The following is a 20,193-nucleotide window of genomic DNA, read 5'->3' as shown; positions in this document are numbered from 1 at the left end:
CTGCCAGTCCACACCCCCGCGCCTACGTGCGGAAAGACCCGGACCGGCAACCCACGAATCGCTTTGAACCCGAGGTTCCAGTCCCACCGTCAGGACCGGGCGCCGCCACACTTCATATCGTCTAGTTAGTCCCACTGGGCCTAAGGTGCAGCAATAAGCTGCTGCTTGTTCGCAGTCCCAAATTTCACGCTAGCTGGCGGGGCCAACCCGCCAAGTCGTGGAGGGAAGCTCGGTCTTCGGCACCGTATGAGAACACCATTTTGGGCAGTGCACCCGCGCGACACCGGCAAGGGCTGTTGCCTATGGCCCTATGTTTCCGGGTTCCGGTCGGAAAGCTCGATCAGCGTCGGCTCTTCCTTCCCGTCAGAGCCTGAAGAAAGGATCGTTACCGCAGAGCGGCCGCCCTTAGGCCGGGCCCGGGCGGTGACTGTGCCACTCGTTGTCTGGTTGAGGATGTTAACGACCCGTTCTGAAACAGCAGCCAGCATGCGTGGTGCGAGAGCTTGTCGCCGGTCATCAAGGATCTGGACGGTCACGCCCCTCTCCCTTGCCCGGCGGGCGGCAGCAACAACTTCATCCGTCGCCAGGACGCGGCCGCGGATCTCGTCACGGAGCTGCGCTTCAACGAGCCGAAGCTCCTGCCGGTCGGCGTCTGACAGCTCAAGATGAGGGTCTGCAACCTTGGACAGTGCAGGAACAGCAACCTCCCTGACATGTTCCAGCCACTGGGTCCGTGTCACGTTGAAGGCGCGCTCGGCGGCATACCAGTCGGCGGCGGCCTGCGCGTCGGCGCTATACAGGGCAATTTTTCCGTCGTTGGTCCGCAAAAGATGACCGATCCCAGATGCAATGGTCAGCCAGCCCACGGTGGCTATATTCATCATGAGTCCGCCCACCAGCCCGTTGCTCGTTCCCGCCGCCCACGCGGTGACGAGTAGGGTCGAGCAGGCTGCCCCTAACCAAGACGCCGCAACGCGTCCGCGCAGATTGGTCACCACCATCAAGGTGTACGCCGCAGCCAAATGCCAGGAGGCGTACCCAGGCCATCCATGTGTGGGAAGTACGCTGTCCACCAAGACCGTCATCACAGCAACGGCGGCGACGGCGGTGTAGGTGCGCCATTGGGAGAGACGGCCGGCTCCCGGCGTGAGTACCAGGACCGTTGCTGCAAGGTAGATGGCCATGGCCACCAGGGACTGCCATGATGAGGAAACTACGTCCAGTGCCAGCACTCCCAAGGTTACGTGCAGGATGGCGAAGACAGAGCAGAGCAAGATCATCACGTTCATGGAGATCGCCCGAATCATGCCGCAGCACCCGTCCAGGTGAGCCGGACCTCGGTGCCGACGCCGAGCGTTGACGCAATGCTCGCCGCACCTCCGACGGCTTCCATGCGGCCCACGATGGATACCTTGATTCCGAGTCTGCGATCCGAGACTGCCTCTTTTTTGAAGCCGGCGCCGTTGTCCTTGATAAACACTGCCAACTTGGCCGAGTTCCCGGATTTGTGACAGTTCACCTGTACCTGGCAGCGTATTGCCCCGGAGTGTCGGACCGCATTGTTCACTGCTTCCGTTGTCGCTTCAAACACCGCTCTTACTACCTCGCCCGGAAGGAAAAGGTGCTCCCGGGAGTCGAGGGAAACGATGACCTCCAGATTCTCAACACCGTCACCAACGGTGAACTGGATACGGGCCGCCAGTTCAGCAGCGGTTGCCGGGGCTGCCTCTTCGATTTTGCTGCCTTGATCTTCGAGGCGCTGCAGAGCGCTGACCGCCAGTTCAGCACTTGAAAGGCGCTCACGAGGCGACGCTGCATGGGCTCCGGTGATCAGCGCCGTCATGACACTGTCGTGAAGTAGGGCGTCCAGACGCAGTCGTTCATTGCTCAATGCCGTCTCGGCGGCCGCCTCGCGGTAGCTGCGGATAGCGCTCTCGGCGGCTGTGTCGACCCTGCATGCCGCGGTGCGGAGAATGCCGATCGTCAGGCAGATGATCAGCCCGAGCACGCTTGCGAAGGAGGCATCTTGCAATGCGACCTCCCAGGTCGCTGAAGCACCCTGGGGCAAGGTCCGGACTACCGCGAAGACCCCGCCGATCAGCACTGTGTAAACACAACCAGGAATGGTTCCGAATGCGAAGGCGCACCAGACAGCACCGACGTTTATCATGGCCCACAACCATGGGCTCCCGATCGTGGCTGGAACATCCGGGGGCACCGCCGCAGGCCAAAGCAGCAAACCGAACAAAACGAGGGCCGAAAGCATGGCCGCTGACCAGGTCAGCCCGCGGCCCCGGAGTGAGGCGAAAACGAACATGAGGAGCACGCCGAGGAATCCCCAGAGGAACGTCGCCTCCCACCATTCCGCAGTCCACTGCATCTGGGTCATGACCTCGCCGGAAGCCTGCAGGAGAAGCAAAAGAGCGAAAGCGGAGATGCCCCGCCCCATCAAGTTGTGCGTGTCCCTCGCGGACATGCCGGAGGGGGCGGGCGCGAAAACTCTCACTGCCCGGTGCGCCGTCGGATCGGCCTTGGCGGCGGCAGTATTCCGTCCTCGACGGCACGGATATACAGCTCAACCTTCGTGTCCGCGGGCCTGCCCGCGGCAACATACTTTTCACGGACCCGGTCAATGTTAGTCTTCACCGTGCTGGCTGCGATGTTCAGGCGGCGGGCTACCTGGGCCTGGGCGTAACCAGTTGCGTAGAGGGCAAGACATTCCTGCTCCCGCTGCGAGAGGTTGGCTTCGACGAAGTCCGTATCCATGTCGATTGCGGAGGCGAGTTCCAGATTGTCGATCGTTTCGCCCGCCGCAACCCGGCGGAGCTTATCCACCGTCTCGGCGATCGGTTCAGACTTTAAGGAGACGCCGAGTGCGCCGCTGGCGAGGGCTTCCTGAAGGTACGCGGGGTTATCCCCTCCGGTGAAGACGAGCACCTTGTAACCGGCCGCAATCAGCCTTGCCGTGTTCTCTCCTGGCCTGGAGCCGTCGGCCAAGTGAAGGTCCAGCGCGACGACATCGCAGATGTTGCCCCCGGCTCTCAGAAAGGCATCAACGGTCGGTGCCATGCCGGCGAAGATCACCCCTGGCGACTTACCGTCCCGGAAGATGCCTCCCGCGAGACCGATCATTGCTGCTTCGTGGTCGTCGATGACACTAGCCCGCACTGATTTCTCAGCCACTGTTTCGCCCCCCTTGGAGTCACCGGTCGCCGGTGACTAGCATTAGTTTCCACGCCAACGGAAATTGATCCAAGTGTGACGCGCCCGCCCAGATCAAGGCGAAGACGCGCACGCGGAATCGCCATTACCCGGTATCGATCCGCCCCACCCTGGCGTCGCCGGAATGGACCTTGCAGAACAGGTCCGCAGAGTATTGGCCTAGCTTGATCATGGCCGCACTCCGGTCCTTCCAGTTGTTATCGCTTGCAACCCCCACGATGACGGCGTTCTTTTCACTTGACGTCATCGTCACGTACACCGAACAAGGTGTCTCGGCACCCTGGTTGCCTCCCGACCGTGCCGCCGCCGTCGGAGACGGCGAGGACGCTGGCGGCGGTGGGGTCTCGGGCGTATTTGGCAGCGGGGTGTTCTCGGCTGCTGCTTTGATGGCCCCGACCGCTACGTTGGTCCCGTTGATGGTCCGTAGCAGGTTCGCGTGAAAGCACGGATTGGTTGGACCGGTGAGAAGACTAAGGCTGCCGTTCCTAAGAGGTGCCACGCCATCTCTCGTGGCGTCGACCCGTGTATCTGACTTATCAAACACGGCTGAGAGGGAGTAACCGCACGTCTCGTCCTTAATAGTGGTGCTGAAGGCTGATGCTGAGGAATTGGTCACGATGAAGTCCCCATCGTTGAACCCTCCGCTGATGTCGCCTGCCCCGAACAATGACAGGCCGCGCAACATGATCGAGCCCTGGACGGCAGTCACCGGAATATTTGGCGGCCACTGGGGAAGAGCAGCGAGCTCAACTGACCCTACGTGCATGGCACGGGCAGCATCCGAATCGAACCCGGCAGCCCATGCCGGAACGTTCGAACATGGTGGGGGCAGATTCTTTGTGCTTTTGGTAATTTCCCGGCCACAAACCTGGGTGAAGAGCCAAACTGCGATCGCCGCATCCCCGACCAAGCCCTTCTGCCTCGTCGCCGTATTCAACGCAATGCTCGCCACTGTGGCAACGACAGACCCGGTGTTCGGTGTCCCCAGGGTCGCGACTGCCGAGACCCGATCACGAATCGGTGATCCGGAGACGTCCTGGGCCAAGGCAAACCGGGCAGCCAGCCCACCCATTGAATGGGCGATGATTTCCGCCTTCGTCCCGTAATGGTCAGTCAGGCACTTGATCGCCGACGCCAGTTTCGGGCCGATATGCTCATCGGTCACCCACCGGTCTGAGTATTGGCTGTAGTCAAAGTCATAGACGGCGAGGCCCGGAATGTTCTGCAGCTGACCAGTGATCGAAAACGGGATGCGCATCCCGTCGCCTCCGTCCCCTCCGTCGGCGAAGAGGTCGATCGGATGGGTGAAGGTATCGGGAGCCCCATTCCAGCCGTGAACGAGAATTACCGGCACTGATCTTTTTCCTTCGAGGGGCCTGGGCGTGATTGGGTTCCCTGCGGTATCCTTCTCGTTCGCCGGGGCCGGCACGACATCGGGGCAGACCTTGTCCGGAAATTCGCTCGCCGGGCCTGCAGCTGGCACACGCAGTTCGTTGGCGGCCGAAGCCGGAGCCATTGGGGCCCCCGCCGCGATGAAGGAGCACACCGTCAGGATGCTTGCCAGGGCACCGACAGACAGCCGCTTCACTTTTCGACCGGTACTGTAGCGAGGACTTTCCATTTTCCGTCTTCAAGGACCATCATGGCCGCGAACTTCTCCTCGCTCTTGTCCGGTCTCGTGATGGCTACCTGTACGAGGCCTTGATTATCAACAGTTTGGGACCACGTGTCCTGCACGATTGTTGTCCGTGTGCCTGGTGGAAAGGCCGAGCCGATACTTCCGCGGACCGGGCTTTGTGCTGATACATACAGTGCAGGATCCGATGGCAGGCTTTGGACAGCCTCGGCGACCGGCGCCGGAACAGGCCCGCTGGTAGCGTGGGGCACGCTTTGGCCTTGGGCGGCCTGGACGGCGTAGAAGCTGATGGCGCCGCCCGCTCCAACCAGGACGACGAGAACCAAAACGAGTAGCCGGCGGCGTCTTCTAGACATGAGCTGCTGCCTGCGTCCTAGCTACCAGACATGCCGCTGAGCTTGGAATCCGGGCTCTTCACTTCGCAGAATCCCTTTGCCGTCAGCTTGTAAGCGGACACCTTAAGCGGGCTCGGCGAGTTCTCGCCCTTGTCCTTGAGAATCTGGGTAATCGTCTGTGTCTGCTTGTTCGAGTCGGATGCCCGGAAATCTTTGCATGTGGTGTTTCCGCCGGACGCGCCACAGCCAGTGAGGGCTGCAAGCAATACAAGACCGGCGGCGGCGCTAATGAGTTTTTTCATGATGGGTCTCCCTTAGATGCGGTGGGCCGTGTCCCTGAGGACACCGGGTTCGGTGGTAGGAGCAGTCTCAGTAAGTAATTTCGGCCGTAAGTGAATGTGGCGCGAGAAGAAGAAGCGACTTGGATGCGAGTGCTTGTGGCGGGCCCCCAATTTGCGAATGCGGCAAGCCTGGCCTGCCTTCTTTGGCCGGACCATTTTGCCATTTCGGCACTACCAGGTCCTCGTTGGAGGCTAGTAGCAGCTGGGGCGGGGCAATAAGCTTTCCCTCCCATATCGGCCGCGATGTCCTCACAAGGGGGGACACCGCCTGCGATTGTTACTCTCCTTGGACCGCTCTCGCTCACATAGTTAGGGACAGGCACATCCGGGGGCTCCTGGGAGGTCTGCGTAGGCGCATCTGGTCTTACATGTCAGATAAGCGCTATTGCCTCGCCAGTTTTGCCGCGTCAGTCCGACCGGACCCACCGACCGCAGCCCAGGAGCTTTCAAGATCTTTCTGCTCGAGGGGCGAATGACTTGGTCAACTACAAGCGTTCCGCCAAGTATCGCCGCTGGCAATGCCCGCCGCACGAAAGCGGCCGGCGCAAGAAGTTCACCGCGAAGTCGTAAAGGCAGCACCGGCACCTTTGATCCTGCGCCTTCTCCTGTTCCTGTTCCTGTTCCTGTTCCTGGATTGAATCTGGTCCCCATTACTTGCGTACCGGTTCAATCCCGGACCGAGCCCAGGGGGACGAAGGAACTTTTGCCCTCCGCTTCGCCAGTTCAGCACCACAGCGTCCCCGATTATGGGGACATTCGCAGGACTTCTCTTCGGACATGAGCGGCATTTGTTGCCGGGCGCATAGAGTCACAGGGTCGGCGTAAGTGCCGTCCATATCCATGGGCGCAGTGAACCTCAACCGGTGAAGCGTTAACAGCTCAGCTTGGTTGCAGAACGCAGCTCCAGAATCGACGTGGGGGTTTTGCAGTGTCAAACGGTATGCACCTAAGACTTTGTTCGACAATTACGGCGGCTGCTTTGGCGCTGGTTCTGGCGGGGTGCCAGAGCCCGACTGGTACGTCGTCCGTCCCGCCGGCCGGCGGTTCAGAACCCGCTCCAAGCAGCCCCTCGCCGACGGTGACTGCAATAGCAACCCCGACGCCCACAATAGCGAACGCGTCGGCTCCTRCCGGCTACCAGCCGTTCGGTCATTTCCTCTACAAGCCTTCATTTGGCCAAGGCGGCGTGCCGCGTATCGACGGCCAGGCCGCCCTGTATGTCATCGGCAACGGGGAGGTGGTCCTCAGCGGGAAATCTCTTTTGCCGGGCAACGACGTCCAAAGCGAGAGCTACACGAGCATCGGAACGAAGGACAAGCCGCTGCTCGCCGCCGCCTTACAAGTCCGCCAGCCGGCCAAGGGCTTGGACCCAGAGAAGTACATCTGGTCCATCGCCGTCATTGACCCCAAAACGATGTCCATCGTCAAGAGCACAGATGTGCTCTCCAACGACAGCAAAGATGTGAGGATCAACGGCCTCACGGGTTCCACCAACGGCACCGCCGTGGCCTACGACGTGGAGGGTCCGAACACGACCATGGCAGACGTGAAGGCCACTGGTTTCGACGCGCAGACCGGCACGAAGCTGTGGGAGAAGGTCGGGTATCTGGAGGGGCCAGTCCTCGGCGCCGTCGTGCTGAAGACAGATGGGGCCACAAAGGAGAACGGAGCCGCGTGTCCTGTCTTCACCGGGACAGAGGTGGCTAGCGGGAAAGTCCTTTACACTCTGGATGCCGGAACATTGCCCGACAAAACGAGCTGCGGTAGCACCGATGTCGTAGCTTTTGTTGGCAGCGCAGCCTCCTACAGTGGACGTTCCGAGATGTTCAAGTACATCCGGATTCACAGCTGGTCCGCCGATTACTCTTTCGAAGCCCTTACTGGCAAGCCAGTTACGCTGCCGCACGAGGTAACCGGCGTCGACCCGCACTCCAATCTGGTCTTCCCTGTCCAGATAGAACCGATGGACGGCAGCTTCGATCAGCCCTTTGGTGTGCTCGACACGGCCACCGGCAAACCTGCCTGGGTTCTTGACGACGCCAAAGCAAAGCAACTTCAGGTTAGGCTACGCGCTATCTACAACAACAAGGTCTACCTGCAGACCACCGATCAGCAGCCCGTCATCGACCTGACCACTGGGAAGACCATATCGGATAACGATCCGAGATACCCGGTTGGGGCAGTGGATGACTGGACGTACTGGAGCGACGGGGTCCTCGACAAAACATCCTGACCTTCAATGGCCAGGTCTGGCGATCATTCGGGCATGGCCGCCAAGCCGCGGCCGAGGCGCCGCAGCGAGTTCTTCGAAGGCGCCACACCCGACCGACCAGACGAAGGCAACAGAGTACTTCGGGTTGGYCGTCGCTGACGTCACCGCATGAAACCAGCCGCGCGGGTTCAGCATCGATGTCGGCACCGCACCGGACGGGTCCTGGCAGCTGATCAGGGCCTGGCCATGCCGAGGCCTGCCTTCATTACGGCCCGGACTAGTAGCTGGCCTCGCGCCACTCAGTGGAAGACTTCGCGACCCAGTGATGTGACAACGTCCCAGCCGCCATTCCGAGCGGGCACTCACAGCTGCGAGCCAGCAGCGCCTCGGTTCTCAATTCAAAGTGGTCTCGGAGTCCTTCGTTAATGAGAAGCATCGGGGTGAAGGATTCCTCCGGCCCGGCATTGCGCCTAAATGACGCACGGTCGGACTATGCTCCGCTCATGACTATAGATTCAGTGACGGCACTAGTTGAGCACCGCGCCAATATGGAGCGCCGTGCCGGGCCGCGTCGTCATGATCACTTGCGACCTGCACGATCCCTGGGTCAAAAACACGGTCATCACGGCTGATCCGACAACAAAGAAGCACTGACCGGCTTTTAACCGAGACCTCAGGTTGTGGTGGGCCGCGATACAGCTCCCCCGCGCCGGCGCGCCCGGCCACAGTTCCGGTGCTACGACCCCGGAATGTTCGTTGAAGTCAAGAGGTCTCGATGAGTCCGGACCACGTCGAGGACCCGGCTGCCGACATGGAGATGACGACCCATGAGGCCGTGGCCTACCTCAGCGGCCCGGTCGGTTTCCCGCTCAGCACGACGCTCATGTACCTGCTGAGGTCCCTGCGCATAGGCCCCGTCGCCGAGAAGCGCGGGGCACGGCTGGTCTACCGGAAGTCGGCCTGGACGCGTTCCTGCGCGAGAACGGCACCGACATCCGGGCCTGGTCCGACGGCATGTGGCGGGACGTTGCCGACCAGCTTCGCGTCTTGTCCACGGACCGACCCGACGTCCAGTTCGGGCCGCTCATCGAAACCCGCGACGGCAGGGACAACGACGACTGGGATCTGGACCAGGCCAAATAGGGCACGGTCACACGAGGCCCACTCCCCCGACTGTGAGCTCTCCGGGTACCCTTTCCGGCCCAGGATCGTTGGGGGAATCCAAGTAGAAACCACTCGGGTATGAGTCCGGGGTTCTCCAACAAAATGGCATCACGTCCGGCCGTCCGCGAAAGGTGGGCGGCTGTCTGGCCCGAAGGCCGCCTGCTTTCGACTGGGGCGCCGGGGTGGCCCGGCACGGGCACGGCGGGCGCTTCCCGGTACCCGTCCCGTTCTGCATGGAGGAGTCCAGATGTTCAAACGAAAACCCGCCGCCCTACGCGCGGCGGCCGCATCCATCGGTGTGGCAGGCCTGCTGTTGGTGGGGTTCACTGCCCCGGCTGAAGCGGCTTCCGGACCGCACCTGCTGACGGTTCACGTCGGCAGCGGCAAYTGCCCGTGGGGCTATTCGTCGGTCAAGTCAGTACAACTGGCCGTGGTGCCGTCGATTTCGCATATCGCCTACCCCGTTGCCGGCGACCATGAGACGTTCAATGTCCCCGGCGGGTCCTGGACGGCGACGATTGCCGGGACTATCAACTGCAACCGGTCCTGGTGGAACCCGTTTGGACCGAAGGTCACCGGCGGGGAATTCCACTCGCAGGCCTACTTCGGGTCGGCGACACGGGACATCTGGGTCTGATCTGACAACAGCAGCGGCGTCGGGGCAATGCTTCGGCGCCGCTGTCCGTCGCCCGAGGGCTAGCCCGGATTGGCCGGGCAGAAGAAGCTGCCGTTCAGGGTCTTGCCCGCCCAGCCCGTGCGGGCGCCAGCGGCGGTGTATTCGTCGTGGATCTCATAGGTCCACGTGCCGGCCATGGCGTCTTCGTTGCCCGGAACCCGGAAAGTGGCACCCGGCAGCGCCGCGGCGTCCCCTTGTAGCGAAGCTTCCCGTCCGGGCTAAAGACCCGGAGCATGTGGGTGGACCGGGGGTTGGCTGCCGTGAGGTCCATCGAGACGGTGATCATGTTGTGGCCGTTGCGCAGCACGCAGGACCCGGCGACGGCCACTGCCGGGACGGTGATGACGGCGGTGCTCACCGGTAGTTCAGCGGCCCCGGTCCCCACCCATGGTGGCCATGACCGCTGACCTCACCGTTGCCTCCGTCGACCTCCCCTCCGCGAAACTCGACCGGACGGTTGCCGAATACCTCGACATGGCCTCCCGGATGGAAATGGTCCTCGCGGATCACTTCGACCTGGATTGGATCGCCGCAGGCGCCGAAGCACTCGCCCACCGGCTCGCGTATTTCCGTGATGCGGCAGCCCCGCTGCTCGCCCAGGAAGGCCCTGCCGAGGACCTCGCCCGGCTCGTCAGTGAGCTTGCCTTGCCCTTCGAGGAGGTCCTCGCCGCGGTCCGTGACCATGCCGGGCTTGACCCCCGAACAGCGCACCAATGAGGACTTCCCGTACACGCTCGGGCCCTCCCCGGAGTACGGCCACCCGGAGGTCCGGCAGGTCACGATCCTGGATCTGGACTCTTCCAACGGGCACCTCCGGCGCCGCCATTTCGTCTACGATCTGTCCACCGGGACGGTCCGCGACATGGGCTAAAACGAGGTCCAGGCGGCCGCCGCGCACCGCCTCACCGAGGGCAGTGCCAGCACTGCAGCGTGAGTGTTCCTTGCCCGTGAGGGGTGCCGGAGGCACCAACGGGGAATGGATCCGGCACCCCGGCTGAGGACCGATTTTCCCCTGGGCTCCGGGGTCCTCCGGAGCCCAGGAAATCGTCACCGTCACGACCTGTTTTCGACGGCGCCGGAGACCCTCGAAACGGTGCTGGAATCGACTGCTGTGAGGCGGTTCGTGAGCGCTCTGGACGGCACCGGGTTGGAGGCCGATCTGGGTGATCCGGTCACCCTTCTGAGCATCCCCGCGGACCCTTCCGGTACCCCGACGATCGCTGAATTCCACGCCCGGGCACTGTCCTGGCGGCGGCTTGGCCGCTGCGGGGGGTGCCGGCAAGATTTCCGGCCAGGGGCCGACACATCGCGCGGCCGGCCGCACACAGTAAGGCAGTACAGAACCCGGCGAAGCAGGTGCCGGAAGGCACGCCAAAACCAACTCGTTGGGAGCGGTGGAAGGCGGACGCGGGTCCAAAACCGGAGATCAGGGATTTACGTCCGATTCCCGCCCGGATTTTCCCTGGGAAACAACCGTCCTATCCCCGGTACCGGGTTCCTGGGCGCCCACGGTACGACAACGGCGCCGGCGGCACCGGCACGGGCGGATCCAGCTCCGGCAACGGCGGGCCCGGGACCTACGGCAGCGTGCCCCCTCCCCGGCCTCGCGTCCAGGCGCCCGCTCCCCAGCCGGCACCTGCACCAGCCCCCGCCTTTTACGCGCCCGCGCCGGTCCATGCCCCGGCCCCCGCGTACCAGGCGCCCGTGCAGGCCTCGGCTCGAAACGCTGCCCGGTCCCAGAAATATGCCCCGGCACCGACCGGCGAAGGCTATCAGGCACCGGCCCAGGCCCCTGTTCCTGCCGTGCCGCAGTACGGTCCGGCAGTCGGTGCGGACACGGGAGTCCCCGCCGATGCGGCTCCTGCGGAGGCTCCTCCGGCAGCTGCTGCCCCTGTTGCGACACCTGCAGCGCCTCCTGCTGGAGCGACACCTCTGGCAACCGTGACGCCGAGCCCGTCAGCAACGCCGAACGCCCCGACGTCGGCATCGCCAGTTGCAGAGTCGACAGCAAAGGCGTCCAGCACCGAGGCGTTCAACCCGGCACCAATCTTCATCATCGGCGTGGCACTGCTCTCCGCGGCCCTGGTCTGGTTCATCTGCCCGGTCCGTGCCGTGCTCGCACGGGTCGTGAGCGGGAAGAATTCCCGCTAAGTCAGCGGAAAGCCCGGCCTACCGTTGCGGTGTGAAGGGTTGTCGCTTTGCCGGTCAGGTTTGCTCGGTGAGTTCTACGACGTCGGAGCCGGCGTTCTTCTTCACGGACTCGATACCGTGCATAGCGCTGGCCTTCGTGTTGTAGCTCTCCGATGACGCGATCGTTTCGCCGTACGCGGCCTTGAGCCGGAACCGGAAGCCGCCGGACTTGTCCTTGTAGACCTCGTATGTACCTGCCATGGGACGCTCCTTTGCATCCGTGGATCCGGCCGGTCGGCCGATGACGTAACTTATTCGCCGACAGGACTGCTCGGCTATATCGCACGGGGCCTACGGCGCCAGCACCTGGCAGACGTCAGTTATTTTGCCCGGGCCGGTCATTCCCCCGTTCGGGTACACCGGCCCGAGCTGAGTCCACGTCACCTTGCCCACCGAGAGGAAAATGCCTGGAGTGCCGTAACTTGCCTGCACCATCATCAGGTTTCTTCCGGTCGCCGTAAAGACCAAGTCGAAGGGGTCCGACTGAGCTGCCGTCTTCCTGGACCCGTTGATTGAGTAACTGACAGTCTTCGGTGTCGACGTCAGGGCCGTCAAGGTGACTTTGGAATCGACCCCCGTCTCGGTCCAGAGCAAGTAGGGCTTCGAATCGTGGATGTGATGAAGCTGAAGTATGAACTTGTAAGACCCCGAGAACTGACCCTCTACCTGGAACCCAGGGCAGTCGAGCGTCTCCGTCGACCTAACCTCTGGGATTGGTGGCGCGGCGACTGCGGCGCCCGACCCTGCGAAGAGTCCGAACAGGAGGGGGATGGGTATGAGGGCGCGTTTCATGAGGGTGCTCCTTCGTAGCTTGCGAAAAAGTCCCCCCATGGGCACGGGAAAATCCCTGACGAATATCCGCGCATCATAGGCCCCCCGTGCGGTGCCGACAAGCGTAAGGCCCACCTGCCCGACGAATCCTGGGACAGGCCCGCGGTGAACACGGCGCGCCCTTCCGTACACATGGAGTCCATGACCTCACTCCGCGATGAAGCCCAGAACCCCGAAACTTCGCCCGAGCGCCTGCACGAGCTGATCAACCTGCCCGGTGACCGCGGTCAGCACGACTCGGATGCTGGCTGGTACCGCGAATTTGTCGCCGCGAACCCGAACGTGGCCCTGGCAACCCTGCAGGAACTTGCCGCCGACAATGACGACGTCATGGCCCGCCGGAACGCCGCGAACAACCCGGTCCTGGATGACCAGACCCTCTGGATGATGATCGAAGACAAAGACGATCTGACCGCCGACGCGGCCTGATCCCGAAGCCCCGCCCCCAACGCCTTCGCCCGCGGAATCCGCCTCCCGGTCATCGACCCGAAGACCGGACGGATCATCAAGCCGTGAGCGGCGGGTCGTTCGACTACCTCTGCAGCCGGTACTCCCTGACGGAGCTCCTGGAGCGCACCGACCCCCTCGATACGATGGGCCAGAGCCTGCGCAACGCCGGGCAAAACGAGGCCGCAGCGGCCACCAAAGGCATCCGCGCCGACATCAAGGCCTTCGAACCATCCTCGCCCGGGTCGATGCCCTGCGCGGCGTCTGGAAAGCCAAATGGACCCACTCCGGAGACTGGGGACCGGAATCCATCACCGAAGAAGCCCAGGCTTTCAAGGCCTGTCAGAGAACTGAGCGGTGAGGTTTCGTGGCCCAGCCCCACACATACAGGCCATGGAACCCTACAGCATCATCATGACCCCCGAAGAGCTCGCCGCCCTGCGCATCTTTGGCCCACCCATAGAATATTCAGCAAGTCACGTTGTAAGCGCCCCCGGCCACCATGAAGTGGTGAACGAAAAAAACCCCACGGAAAGGACGGAGAAGGATGAAGGCCCACCAAAGACACCACAGGGCGATACCGCCGTAGACGGCCGCTCCCACACACAACCAATAGACCGTCGGGGACCCACAGACCCGATATACAGGTCAGAGGCGAGGGCGTGGACACTGTCCATACGAAGAAACACCAAGAAGCCCCTGAACAGGGAAAACACTGTGCCCGAGGTGGGACTCGAACCGGACTCCGGGCCTTGCAAATCCGCCCCTCCCCCGAAAACCTCCCCAATCCGGTCCAGTCCGGCACCAATACGACCCGATCCGAAGCCCAGGGTGTGCACATTGTGCACAGCCTCATTTCTGTCCTCTCAGGCGCCCCAACCCAGATACCTGCCGTGACAGTGCCGCCACGGCAGTTTCACGCTGTGCGTTAATCTCTCGCCCAATGTAGTCGTTGTTTCGACAAGGGCCTGGGTAACGACGGCGTACAGCGAGGCTTCGAAGTCCCCACGGAAGTGCCCGCCCGGTCTTCGGCGGCACGGATGACGTTGAGCAGGTGCCCCTAGCCCCTGTTTCCCGGTTGCTCAGCGTCGGGATGACCAAGGCTCCGGCTGAGGCAGCGTCGACTATGACGAACAACGAATCGACGCCCCGGTCGGGCAGCACATTCACGGGGACTTGCGAAGGGGCCCAAGCGAAGTCCACTGTGTGTCTATCGCCATCGGTGTGCTGACGCCTTCCAGGGCGAACCGTAGCCAGGGATCACGGAGGTGTCTGTGTTGAACTTTTCTCCAGGGTGGTACGACGACGGATCCGGAAATCAGAGATGGTGGGACGGATCCAACTGGACCCAACGCGTTTTGCCGGCTAGGCCCCGCTTTGCACCACATCCCCCACCGGCAACCGCGTCGCCGCCCGCCGGGCCCGCACCGGAAGTTAGCGAAATTCAGCCCCTGGACTTCACCATACCGACAAGTCGAATCATCGTTTTGGCCGCGGTCTACGGACTCTTCGTTATCGGCGGTCTGTATATGCTCCTTACTGGCGGATTCCCGCAGAGAATACTCGGGCTCGTGTCCATTGGGTTCTTCGGCGGCGCCGGCGGCATGGCGTTGAAACATTATGTAAACAACCGTGTGGCACTCCGCCTCGAGGCAGGGGGTATGCGTCCCATTTCCGGGGGCTTTATCCCTTGGTGCGACGTGGAGCGGGTTGGCGTCGGTTACGTCTCTGCGGGCGCTAACCGCACCAAAGTCCTCGGGATCAGACTGCGGAACTTCGACAATTACATCCACTCGCTGACCCCCGCGCAGATAAAGCTGGCCAGAAGCGCTGCCAAATGGGGGCGGGTTTCCGGCATCGCCATAATCCCTGCGAAGATCGATCCCGCCGCCATTCTCCAAGCCGCAGCGACGGGAGAATACAAGGATCTTGTCAACTACGACCTGATCACTGCCCCGCAGCAAAGCCTTACAGCCCAGCTGCTGTGGTCGCGGCGGATGTCGGGCGGCTGGGACATCTCGCTGTCGCCCCTGCTTTTTAGCCGCGCGGCCGCGGAGACCATTGCGTCCATCGAGAACTACCGCCGAGCAGCGCTAACTCGCGGTGACGCCACGGGCGGTTCCTCGCCGGGAAGCTAGCCGCGGCAACCCGGCCCCGCAACAGACACGCACGGTATGGGCGGCGCCGCGTGGTTATTCTGAAGACCGTGTCGGGATCGGACACACTTGTACTGGCCTGGGCGCTGGAGCAATTTCACAATGCCGGAAAGTCGGCGGCACACACCGCAGGCTCTGGAGCCGCTCTGTTAGGCGGTCTGCTGGTTCTCTGCCGTGTGCGTCCCTGGCTCCCGGGAATCCCTGCACTCAAAGGCCGACCCAAGGAAAGCCCGCGCTTGGCGATCATGCCCCGGCCGCGGCGAGCCATGTCTCGAGGTAGGCCGCGACACCATCATCGTGGTGGCGAGCGGTGGTGACGGTCGCCGCGTCGAGCACCGCCTGCTTGCCGTTCGCGACCGCGATAGAGGTTCCCACGGCGCCGAAGGCCGGGATGTCGTTGTAATTGTCGCCGAAGAAATAGCAGTCGCCCTTGTCATAGCCAAGCTCTTCGGCGGCGGCCACGACGCCGAGACCTTTCGAGCATGCCGCATTGGCGATCTCGAGGTAGGTGTCTTTCGAACGGTAGGTGACCACGCCAGGCTCGGTGCTGAGGAGGGCCTCGATCCCGTCTACCAGCGACTGCTCGCCCATGCACATGACCTTGTGCGGCGGATGGACATCGACCCGGTCGGAGGAGATGTATTCCTTCGACAACATCGCGTGAGGCGATACACCGGTGTTGTTGATCTCACGCGCCGTCCATGGATCGTTGCCCCAGACGTGCCAGTCCTCACCGGCGAAAAAGCTCGCATGCAGGTCGACGCCGGAACAGTATTCGGCGATCCTGCGGGCATGCTCGGGCGCGATCGCAACATCGTGCACCACCGCGCCCGAACGGGACAGCACGAGCCCGCCGTTGTAGGCGATCAGTGGCTCATCGGCACCGTCGTACAACCGCTCGAGGATCCGCATCGACTCCGGCATACGCGAAGAACACAGCACGAAGGCATGACCCGCAGCACGGATCGCCCGGACGGCATCGATCGTGCGCCGGGATAGTGTCCGATCCGGGTTAAGCAACGTACCGTCAATGTCGGTGCAAAACATGGCCATGGCTTCGGTCTCCTCGTGCGGGTGGGAACTGATTGAATCAGGTGTGAGTCAGAACGGGCAGCCGGGTCCGATCATCGACGATCGGTTCACGTAGGACGAGCCCCTCGACGTTGCAGTCGCGAAGGTCAGCGCCGCGCAGGTCGGGCGTCTCGATCGTCGCATTTCGTAGGTCCACGGCACGCAAATCAGCGTCGCGCAGGTCAGCGTCCCTAAGTCTGGCTCCACGCAGACTCGCGCCCCGAAGATCCGCACCGCGAAGAACGACCGCGTCGCCCCTGCAGTCCGAGAGATCGGCGCGGCGCAGATCCGCTCGCTCTAAGTCTGCGCGGTCGAGCACGACTCGGGGAAGCCGGACATCCGCGAAGGACGAGTCGGCGATCCGGGCGTCGGTAAAATCGGCATCTGAACCGGCCAAGCGTGCGAGATTCGCCGACGTCCAGTCCACACCCCGCGCCTTGAGCGCGTCGACAGTCGCACCGTGCAGATTCAAACCGACCCCGCTGGAGCCACTTAGGTCGGCCCGCGAGAGATCCGACTTTCGGAGGTCTGCGCGCGTGAGATCAGTCGAAGAGAGGTCGCCACCGCTCAGATCGCGCGCAGCAAGGACAATACCTGCCAGACTTCTTCCAGGAATACGGATCTCAGTCAAGTCGGGAGCGGCGATGAGGGTCTGCACGAACCGCTGCTCCTCAGCGAGACGGCGCTCTCGCTCCGCTTCGGTCCGCCGGACGAGTGCCTCAACGTACAGGACGGCCAAGCCGAGAACGGCGCCGACTCCGAGGTTAATACCTAGATTTGAGTACTTGTCCCCCTCCGGGGGTCCGAGGGCCCACATCGTCATCCCGACCACGAAAATGACGCCGATGACGATCAGGGCGGGAAGGCTCGTCGAGTGAAGCTTCGACCAGCGTCGCTTCATGCGGTGACTGCCTTGGCCTCGATCGCATCGCGGATTAGGGCCGCGCGATCTTCCTCTCCGTTGGCGTCGAGTTCGATCGCGATCGCCTCCAACAGTTCGTTGCGTTCGAGGTTTCGCGCGTCTGCGGCCGAACTGAACCACTCAAGCGCGCGGTCGAGGTCGCCGGTCCTCAGTGCGATCTCACCGAGCACGATCTCGGTCTCGCGAATACCCTGCGCGTAGCCAATTAATTGATGCCCATGCAGGGCGCGCTCGGCTGTCGCATTCGCTTCGGAGAAGGACTCTTCATCTCTCGCGAGAGTCATGAGGAATGTCGCCTTATACTGCCAGCCGATCGCCTGTGACCGAGCCGAACCGACCTGAGTGCTCCACGAGATGACACGCTCGATGTGCTCGAGCGCCTCGTTCGCTTTACCCGCCCGCCGAAGCGTCTTGGCATAGGGAATGAGGAATCGGTGACTCGCCACTCGGCTGTCCACTGCGTCGATAGCCTGGCGGTAAAGGCTCTCCGCGACTGACAGATCGCCGGACACGCGTGACAGCTTCGCCTTGTTCCGCAGTGCACGAGCCCGCAGGGGGCCGGGAGAGAGGCCGGCCCGCATCGCGAACGCTTTGTCGACGTGCGCGACATACTCGATCCTATGATTCTCGGCGCTGGCTGGTGCGATACCAGCCTGCCGCTCGTATTGACGGCCGTGAAGTTCGGCCAAATCGCACAGCACTTGGCACAGAGCTTCGGTGTCGTCGAGAGCCTCCGCCAGCCGTCGACTCTCTTCGTAGGCTTCGAGCGCCTGGTCGATCTCCCCCTCGAAAAGGAGCACGTCGCCCAACAATCCGAGCGCCACGGCCCGGATTGAGGAGGGATTCTCTGCACCAGTCAGCTTTGCGAGCAGTCGCCCAGCATCTGCAACCTCGCTCGCGCTGATATAGGCGTTCACGAGTTCGAGCTGGATTGAAGCCCGTGAGTCGTCACCGTCGAACACGACTCCGTCCGAGGACACCAGCACTTTGCCGAATAGCGCGGCAGCCTCAGAGGACGCTCCCGTGGCTTGCGCGTTGCGTGCCGCCCGGAGGAGGTACGGAAAGGCATCGGCGTGTTTGGCGGCCAGATACAGGTGCTCACCGATGAGGGCGTCCCAGTCCTCGTTCGAGCTCGCGCGCAGATTAGAGATGACCTCGGCGACCTGAGCGTGAAGCCGGCGTTTGCGCAATCCACTCAACTGCGAGTAGAGCACGTCGCGGATCTTGCCGTGCGAGAACTCAAAGGACTCGTCATTTGTCTGGAGCTCACGAATTAAGTCGACGTCAAGAAACTTCTCCAGATCGCGCAGGAGCTCGTCCTCGCCTGCCTCCATGAGTCCGTGGAGCACGGCGAACGCGAACCGGCGACCGACGACTGCAGCGAGCTCGAGTTCGTGCCGTTCTTCGACGTCGAGCAGGTTTAGTCGGGAGGCGATGACCTCTTCCACGGAATCGGGAATGTCCCATGACCCGATGTCACCGTCGAATAGCCAGACGTCGTCGACTCTGCTCAGCGAGACCCGGCCTGACCTCGGGTCGGGTGAGCAGAGCATCCGGATGAGCTCGCGGGTAAAGAGCGGATTGCCTTCGGTCTCTTCATAGAGCTTCCTTGTGACCGCCTCCGGCAGGTTCGTAGGACCGCCGAGCAAAGACTCCAAGAGCGCACCGAAGCCCGTTATGTCAAAGCCCCGGATCTCGTGGTTCTGGTAAATCCCTTCCATACGTCGCGCCGAAGCTATGACGGGACGGACAGGATGCGCCGGCTCCGCCACCCGGTCGGAGCGAAAAGCTCCGAGAATGACGACGGGTCCTTCGCTCAGGCGCGAGACCAAGCAGATCAGTGCGTCGGCGCTGCCGACGTCCAGGTGCTCGAGGTCATCGATGAACAGCAGCTTCGGCGAGGAGCCACCTACGCGATAGGCACCCATGATCACATTCGTGAACGTGGCGACGATGGCCTCTCTGCGGCTCGATGGGTCAGCAGAGATGGATTCACTCACAGCCGCCATCTCGACCTCAGACGAGCCCGCGCCGAACTGCTCAGCAACGACTTCTCCCACAGACCGACCCTCGGCCATCTGCCGTACGAGCTCCCGCACGGGGAAGTAGCTCATCCCTTCATGGAAGGGTTCGCACGCCGTGCGGACACAGTCGTACCCTAGCTGCGCCGCCGCCACCAACACAGCTTCGGCGAGTGCCGACTTTCCCGCCCCGCTGGAGCCACTGAGCATGATCACCGCTCCCGCCGGACCGATTTCTCCTTTGCTGACGCGCTCAAGTGTTCGATTGATCAGAGCCAACTCAGCGTCACGGCCATACAACCCGCCGACAATATTGCGATTCACCGACACCCCAGACGCCCCACATCGCACCGGATCGGCGATAGTGGGTTCATGCTATTGGTGGCCCAAGCCAAGGTCAAGGACTCGCGTTGACTCGTAAAAAACCTCCGGGTAGCCGAATACTTTGCCTCATGGAGAAAGGTCCGTCTTGCCTTCGGTGAGGAGCCTGCGGGCGGTTTTGATCTTGTCCTCAACCTCTGTTTCGTCGACGGGCCTTTGACCGAACCGCACTCCCGGGCCCGGGCGGCCTGGACTCCCGCGCGAACTCCCACATTAATGAGCTCGCGTTCGTATTCCGCCAAGGTAGCGAACAATCCCAGCTGGAGACGACCCGAAGGCGTGTTCGGGACGTCGATCAGGGATCGTCCAAGTCGGCCAATATGTTAGACCAGCGCTGTGTCCCCTTCGCGCGCGAACGCCAGGAGCGCCGACAGGCCGGGCCTTTCCTTCGCCGCGTTCGCCCCGGACAGCTGATCAGAGTAGACGTACTTTTCATCCACGCCGGCTGCAAGCAGGGCGTCCTTCTGTGCAGCCCCATGCCGATCGGTCGTTGACACTTCACGTACCCCGGTAGCGGTCCCATGCACACATGCTGGTGAGGGGTGTGTCAATATTTTCCGAGGACTTGTGAGATGGCGCGGTGAGACG

17 protein-coding genes and 2 pseudogenes are annotated in these 20,193 nt (G+C 62.6%); 8 read left to right on the top strand and 11 right to left on the bottom strand.

All coding sequences use genetic code 11. The features are described 5' to 3' along the window. Positions 1-308: 308 nt before the first annotated feature. The 5 genes from AC1DGI_RS09400 to AC1DGI_RS09380 form a co-directional block, all read right to left on the bottom strand. Positions 309-1,289 carry a hypothetical protein gene (locus AC1DGI_RS09400; RefSeq protein ID WP_476898584.1) on the bottom strand — a complete coding sequence of 327 codons (981 nt, stop codon included), beginning with the start codon at positions 1,287-1,289 and terminating at the stop codon, positions 309-311. Between the two features lie 14 nt (positions 1,290-1,303). Then, on the bottom strand, positions 1,304-2,389 hold the full coding sequence (locus AC1DGI_RS09395) for a sensor histidine kinase (protein ID WP_476898583.1): 1,086 nt from the start codon (positions 2,387-2,389) through the stop codon (positions 1,304-1,306). A gap of 113 nt (positions 2,390-2,502) precedes the next feature. Next, positions 2,503-3,183, bottom strand: coding sequence for a response regulator transcription factor (locus AC1DGI_RS09390; RefSeq protein WP_476898582.1), 681 nt, complete (start codon positions 3,181-3,183; stop codon positions 2,503-2,505). 124 nt (positions 3,184-3,307) lie between these two features. Then, positions 3,308-4,810 carry an esterase/lipase family protein gene (locus tag AC1DGI_RS09385; protein ID WP_476898581.1) on the bottom strand — a complete coding sequence of 501 codons (1,503 nt, stop codon included), beginning with the start codon at positions 4,808-4,810 and terminating at the stop codon, positions 3,308-3,310. A gap of 421 nt (positions 4,811-5,231) precedes the next feature. After that, positions 5,232-5,495 (bottom strand): hypothetical protein, encoded by a 264-nt coding sequence (locus AC1DGI_RS09380; protein WP_476898580.1) that lies wholly within the window; start codon positions 5,493-5,495, stop codon positions 5,232-5,234. A 1,117-nt stretch (positions 5,496-6,612) separates the two neighbouring features. Between AC1DGI_RS09380 and AC1DGI_RS09375 the strand changes: the two genes are divergently transcribed. From AC1DGI_RS09375 to AC1DGI_RS09355, 5 genes are all read left to right on the top strand, one after another. Continuing rightward, positions 6,613-7,767 carry a hypothetical protein gene (locus tag AC1DGI_RS09375; RefSeq protein ID WP_476898579.1) on the top strand — a complete coding sequence of 385 codons (1,155 nt, stop codon included), beginning with the start codon at positions 6,613-6,615 and terminating at the stop codon, positions 7,765-7,767. A gap of 1,390 nt (positions 7,768-9,157) precedes the next feature. Then, entirely contained in the window at positions 9,158-9,547 is a 390-nt protein-coding gene (locus AC1DGI_RS09370; protein WP_476898578.1) for a hypothetical protein, read from the top strand. A 435-nt stretch (positions 9,548-9,982) separates the two neighbouring features. After that, positions 9,983-10,303 (top strand): hypothetical protein, encoded by a 321-nt coding sequence (locus AC1DGI_RS09365; protein ID WP_476898577.1) that lies wholly within the window; start codon positions 9,983-9,985, stop codon positions 10,301-10,303. Then, entirely contained in the window at positions 10,278-10,457 is a 180-nt protein-coding gene (locus AC1DGI_RS09360) for a hypothetical protein (RefSeq protein ID WP_476898576.1), read from the top strand. The genes AC1DGI_RS09365 and AC1DGI_RS09360 overlap by 26 nt, the downstream gene beginning before the upstream one ends. Before the next feature lie 1,070 nt (positions 10,458-11,527). Further along, positions 11,528-11,737: a hypothetical protein gene (locus AC1DGI_RS09355; protein ID WP_476898575.1), complete on the top strand. Its 210-nt coding sequence runs from the start codon at positions 11,528-11,530 to the stop codon at positions 11,735-11,737. A gap of 54 nt (positions 11,738-11,791) precedes the next feature. Here the strand turns inward: AC1DGI_RS09355 and AC1DGI_RS09350 are convergent, their stop codons facing one another. Together AC1DGI_RS09350 and AC1DGI_RS09345 are read right to left on the bottom strand one after the other, a co-directional pair. Further along, positions 11,792-11,977: a YegP family protein gene (locus AC1DGI_RS09350; protein ID WP_476898574.1), complete on the bottom strand. Its 186-nt coding sequence runs from the start codon at positions 11,975-11,977 to the stop codon at positions 11,792-11,794. A gap of 90 nt (positions 11,978-12,067) precedes the next feature. Further along, complete coding sequence (locus AC1DGI_RS09345) at positions 12,068-12,568, bottom strand: hypothetical protein (RefSeq protein ID WP_476898573.1); 501 nt, start codon at positions 12,566-12,568, stop codon at positions 12,068-12,070. A gap of 180 nt (positions 12,569-12,748) precedes the next feature. Here AC1DGI_RS09345 and AC1DGI_RS09340 point away from each other — a divergent pair, with 180 nt between their 5' ends. The 3 genes and pseudogenes from AC1DGI_RS09340 (at position 12,749) to AC1DGI_RS09330 (ending at position 15,192) form a co-directional block, all read left to right on the top strand. Beyond that, positions 12,749-13,036, top strand: a complete 288-nt coding sequence (locus AC1DGI_RS09340) for a hypothetical protein (RefSeq protein WP_476898572.1) — start codon at positions 12,749-12,751, stop codon at positions 13,034-13,036. A gap of 1,286 nt (positions 13,037-14,322) precedes the next feature. Then, positions 14,323-14,421 (top strand): annotated as a pseudogene (locus tag AC1DGI_RS09335) (DUF2510 domain-containing protein); the annotation flags it as partial. Between the two features lie 120 nt (positions 14,422-14,541). After that, entirely contained in the window at positions 14,542-15,192 is a 651-nt protein-coding gene (locus AC1DGI_RS09330) for a hypothetical protein (RefSeq protein WP_476898597.1), read from the top strand. Positions 15,193-15,453: 261 nt separating this feature from the next. On the opposite strand, the gene AC1DGI_RS09325 is transcribed toward AC1DGI_RS09330, so the two are convergent. The 4 genes and pseudogenes from AC1DGI_RS09325 to AC1DGI_RS09310 form a co-directional block, all read right to left on the bottom strand. Further along, positions 15,454-16,257: a Cof-type HAD-IIB family hydrolase gene (locus tag AC1DGI_RS09325; RefSeq protein ID WP_476898571.1), complete on the bottom strand. Its 804-nt coding sequence runs from the start codon at positions 16,255-16,257 to the stop codon at positions 15,454-15,456. Between the two features lie 43 nt (positions 16,258-16,300). Continuing rightward, positions 16,301-17,182 carry a pentapeptide repeat-containing protein gene (locus AC1DGI_RS09320; RefSeq protein WP_476898570.1) on the bottom strand — a complete coding sequence of 294 codons (882 nt, stop codon included), beginning with the start codon at positions 17,180-17,182 and terminating at the stop codon, positions 16,301-16,303. Then, the gene (locus AC1DGI_RS09315) at positions 17,179-19,548 is read right to left on the bottom strand and encodes an ATP-binding protein (protein WP_476898569.1); all 2,370 of its coding nucleotides are present in this window, start codon (positions 19,546-19,548) and stop codon (positions 17,179-17,181) included. Before AC1DGI_RS09315 ends, AC1DGI_RS09320 begins: the two co-directional genes overlap by 4 nt. Beyond that, positions 19,545-20,045, bottom strand: a pseudogene (locus AC1DGI_RS09310) (recombinase family protein). Before AC1DGI_RS09310 ends, AC1DGI_RS09315 begins: the two are co-directional and overlap by 4 nt. Between the last annotated feature and the right edge of the window lie 148 nt (positions 20,046-20,193).

Source organism: Arthrobacter sp. 05N428_2 (genome assembly GCF_056397065.1).
Note: the sequence above shows the minus strand (reverse complement) of the source record. Positions and strands in the feature narration are given on the sequence as shown.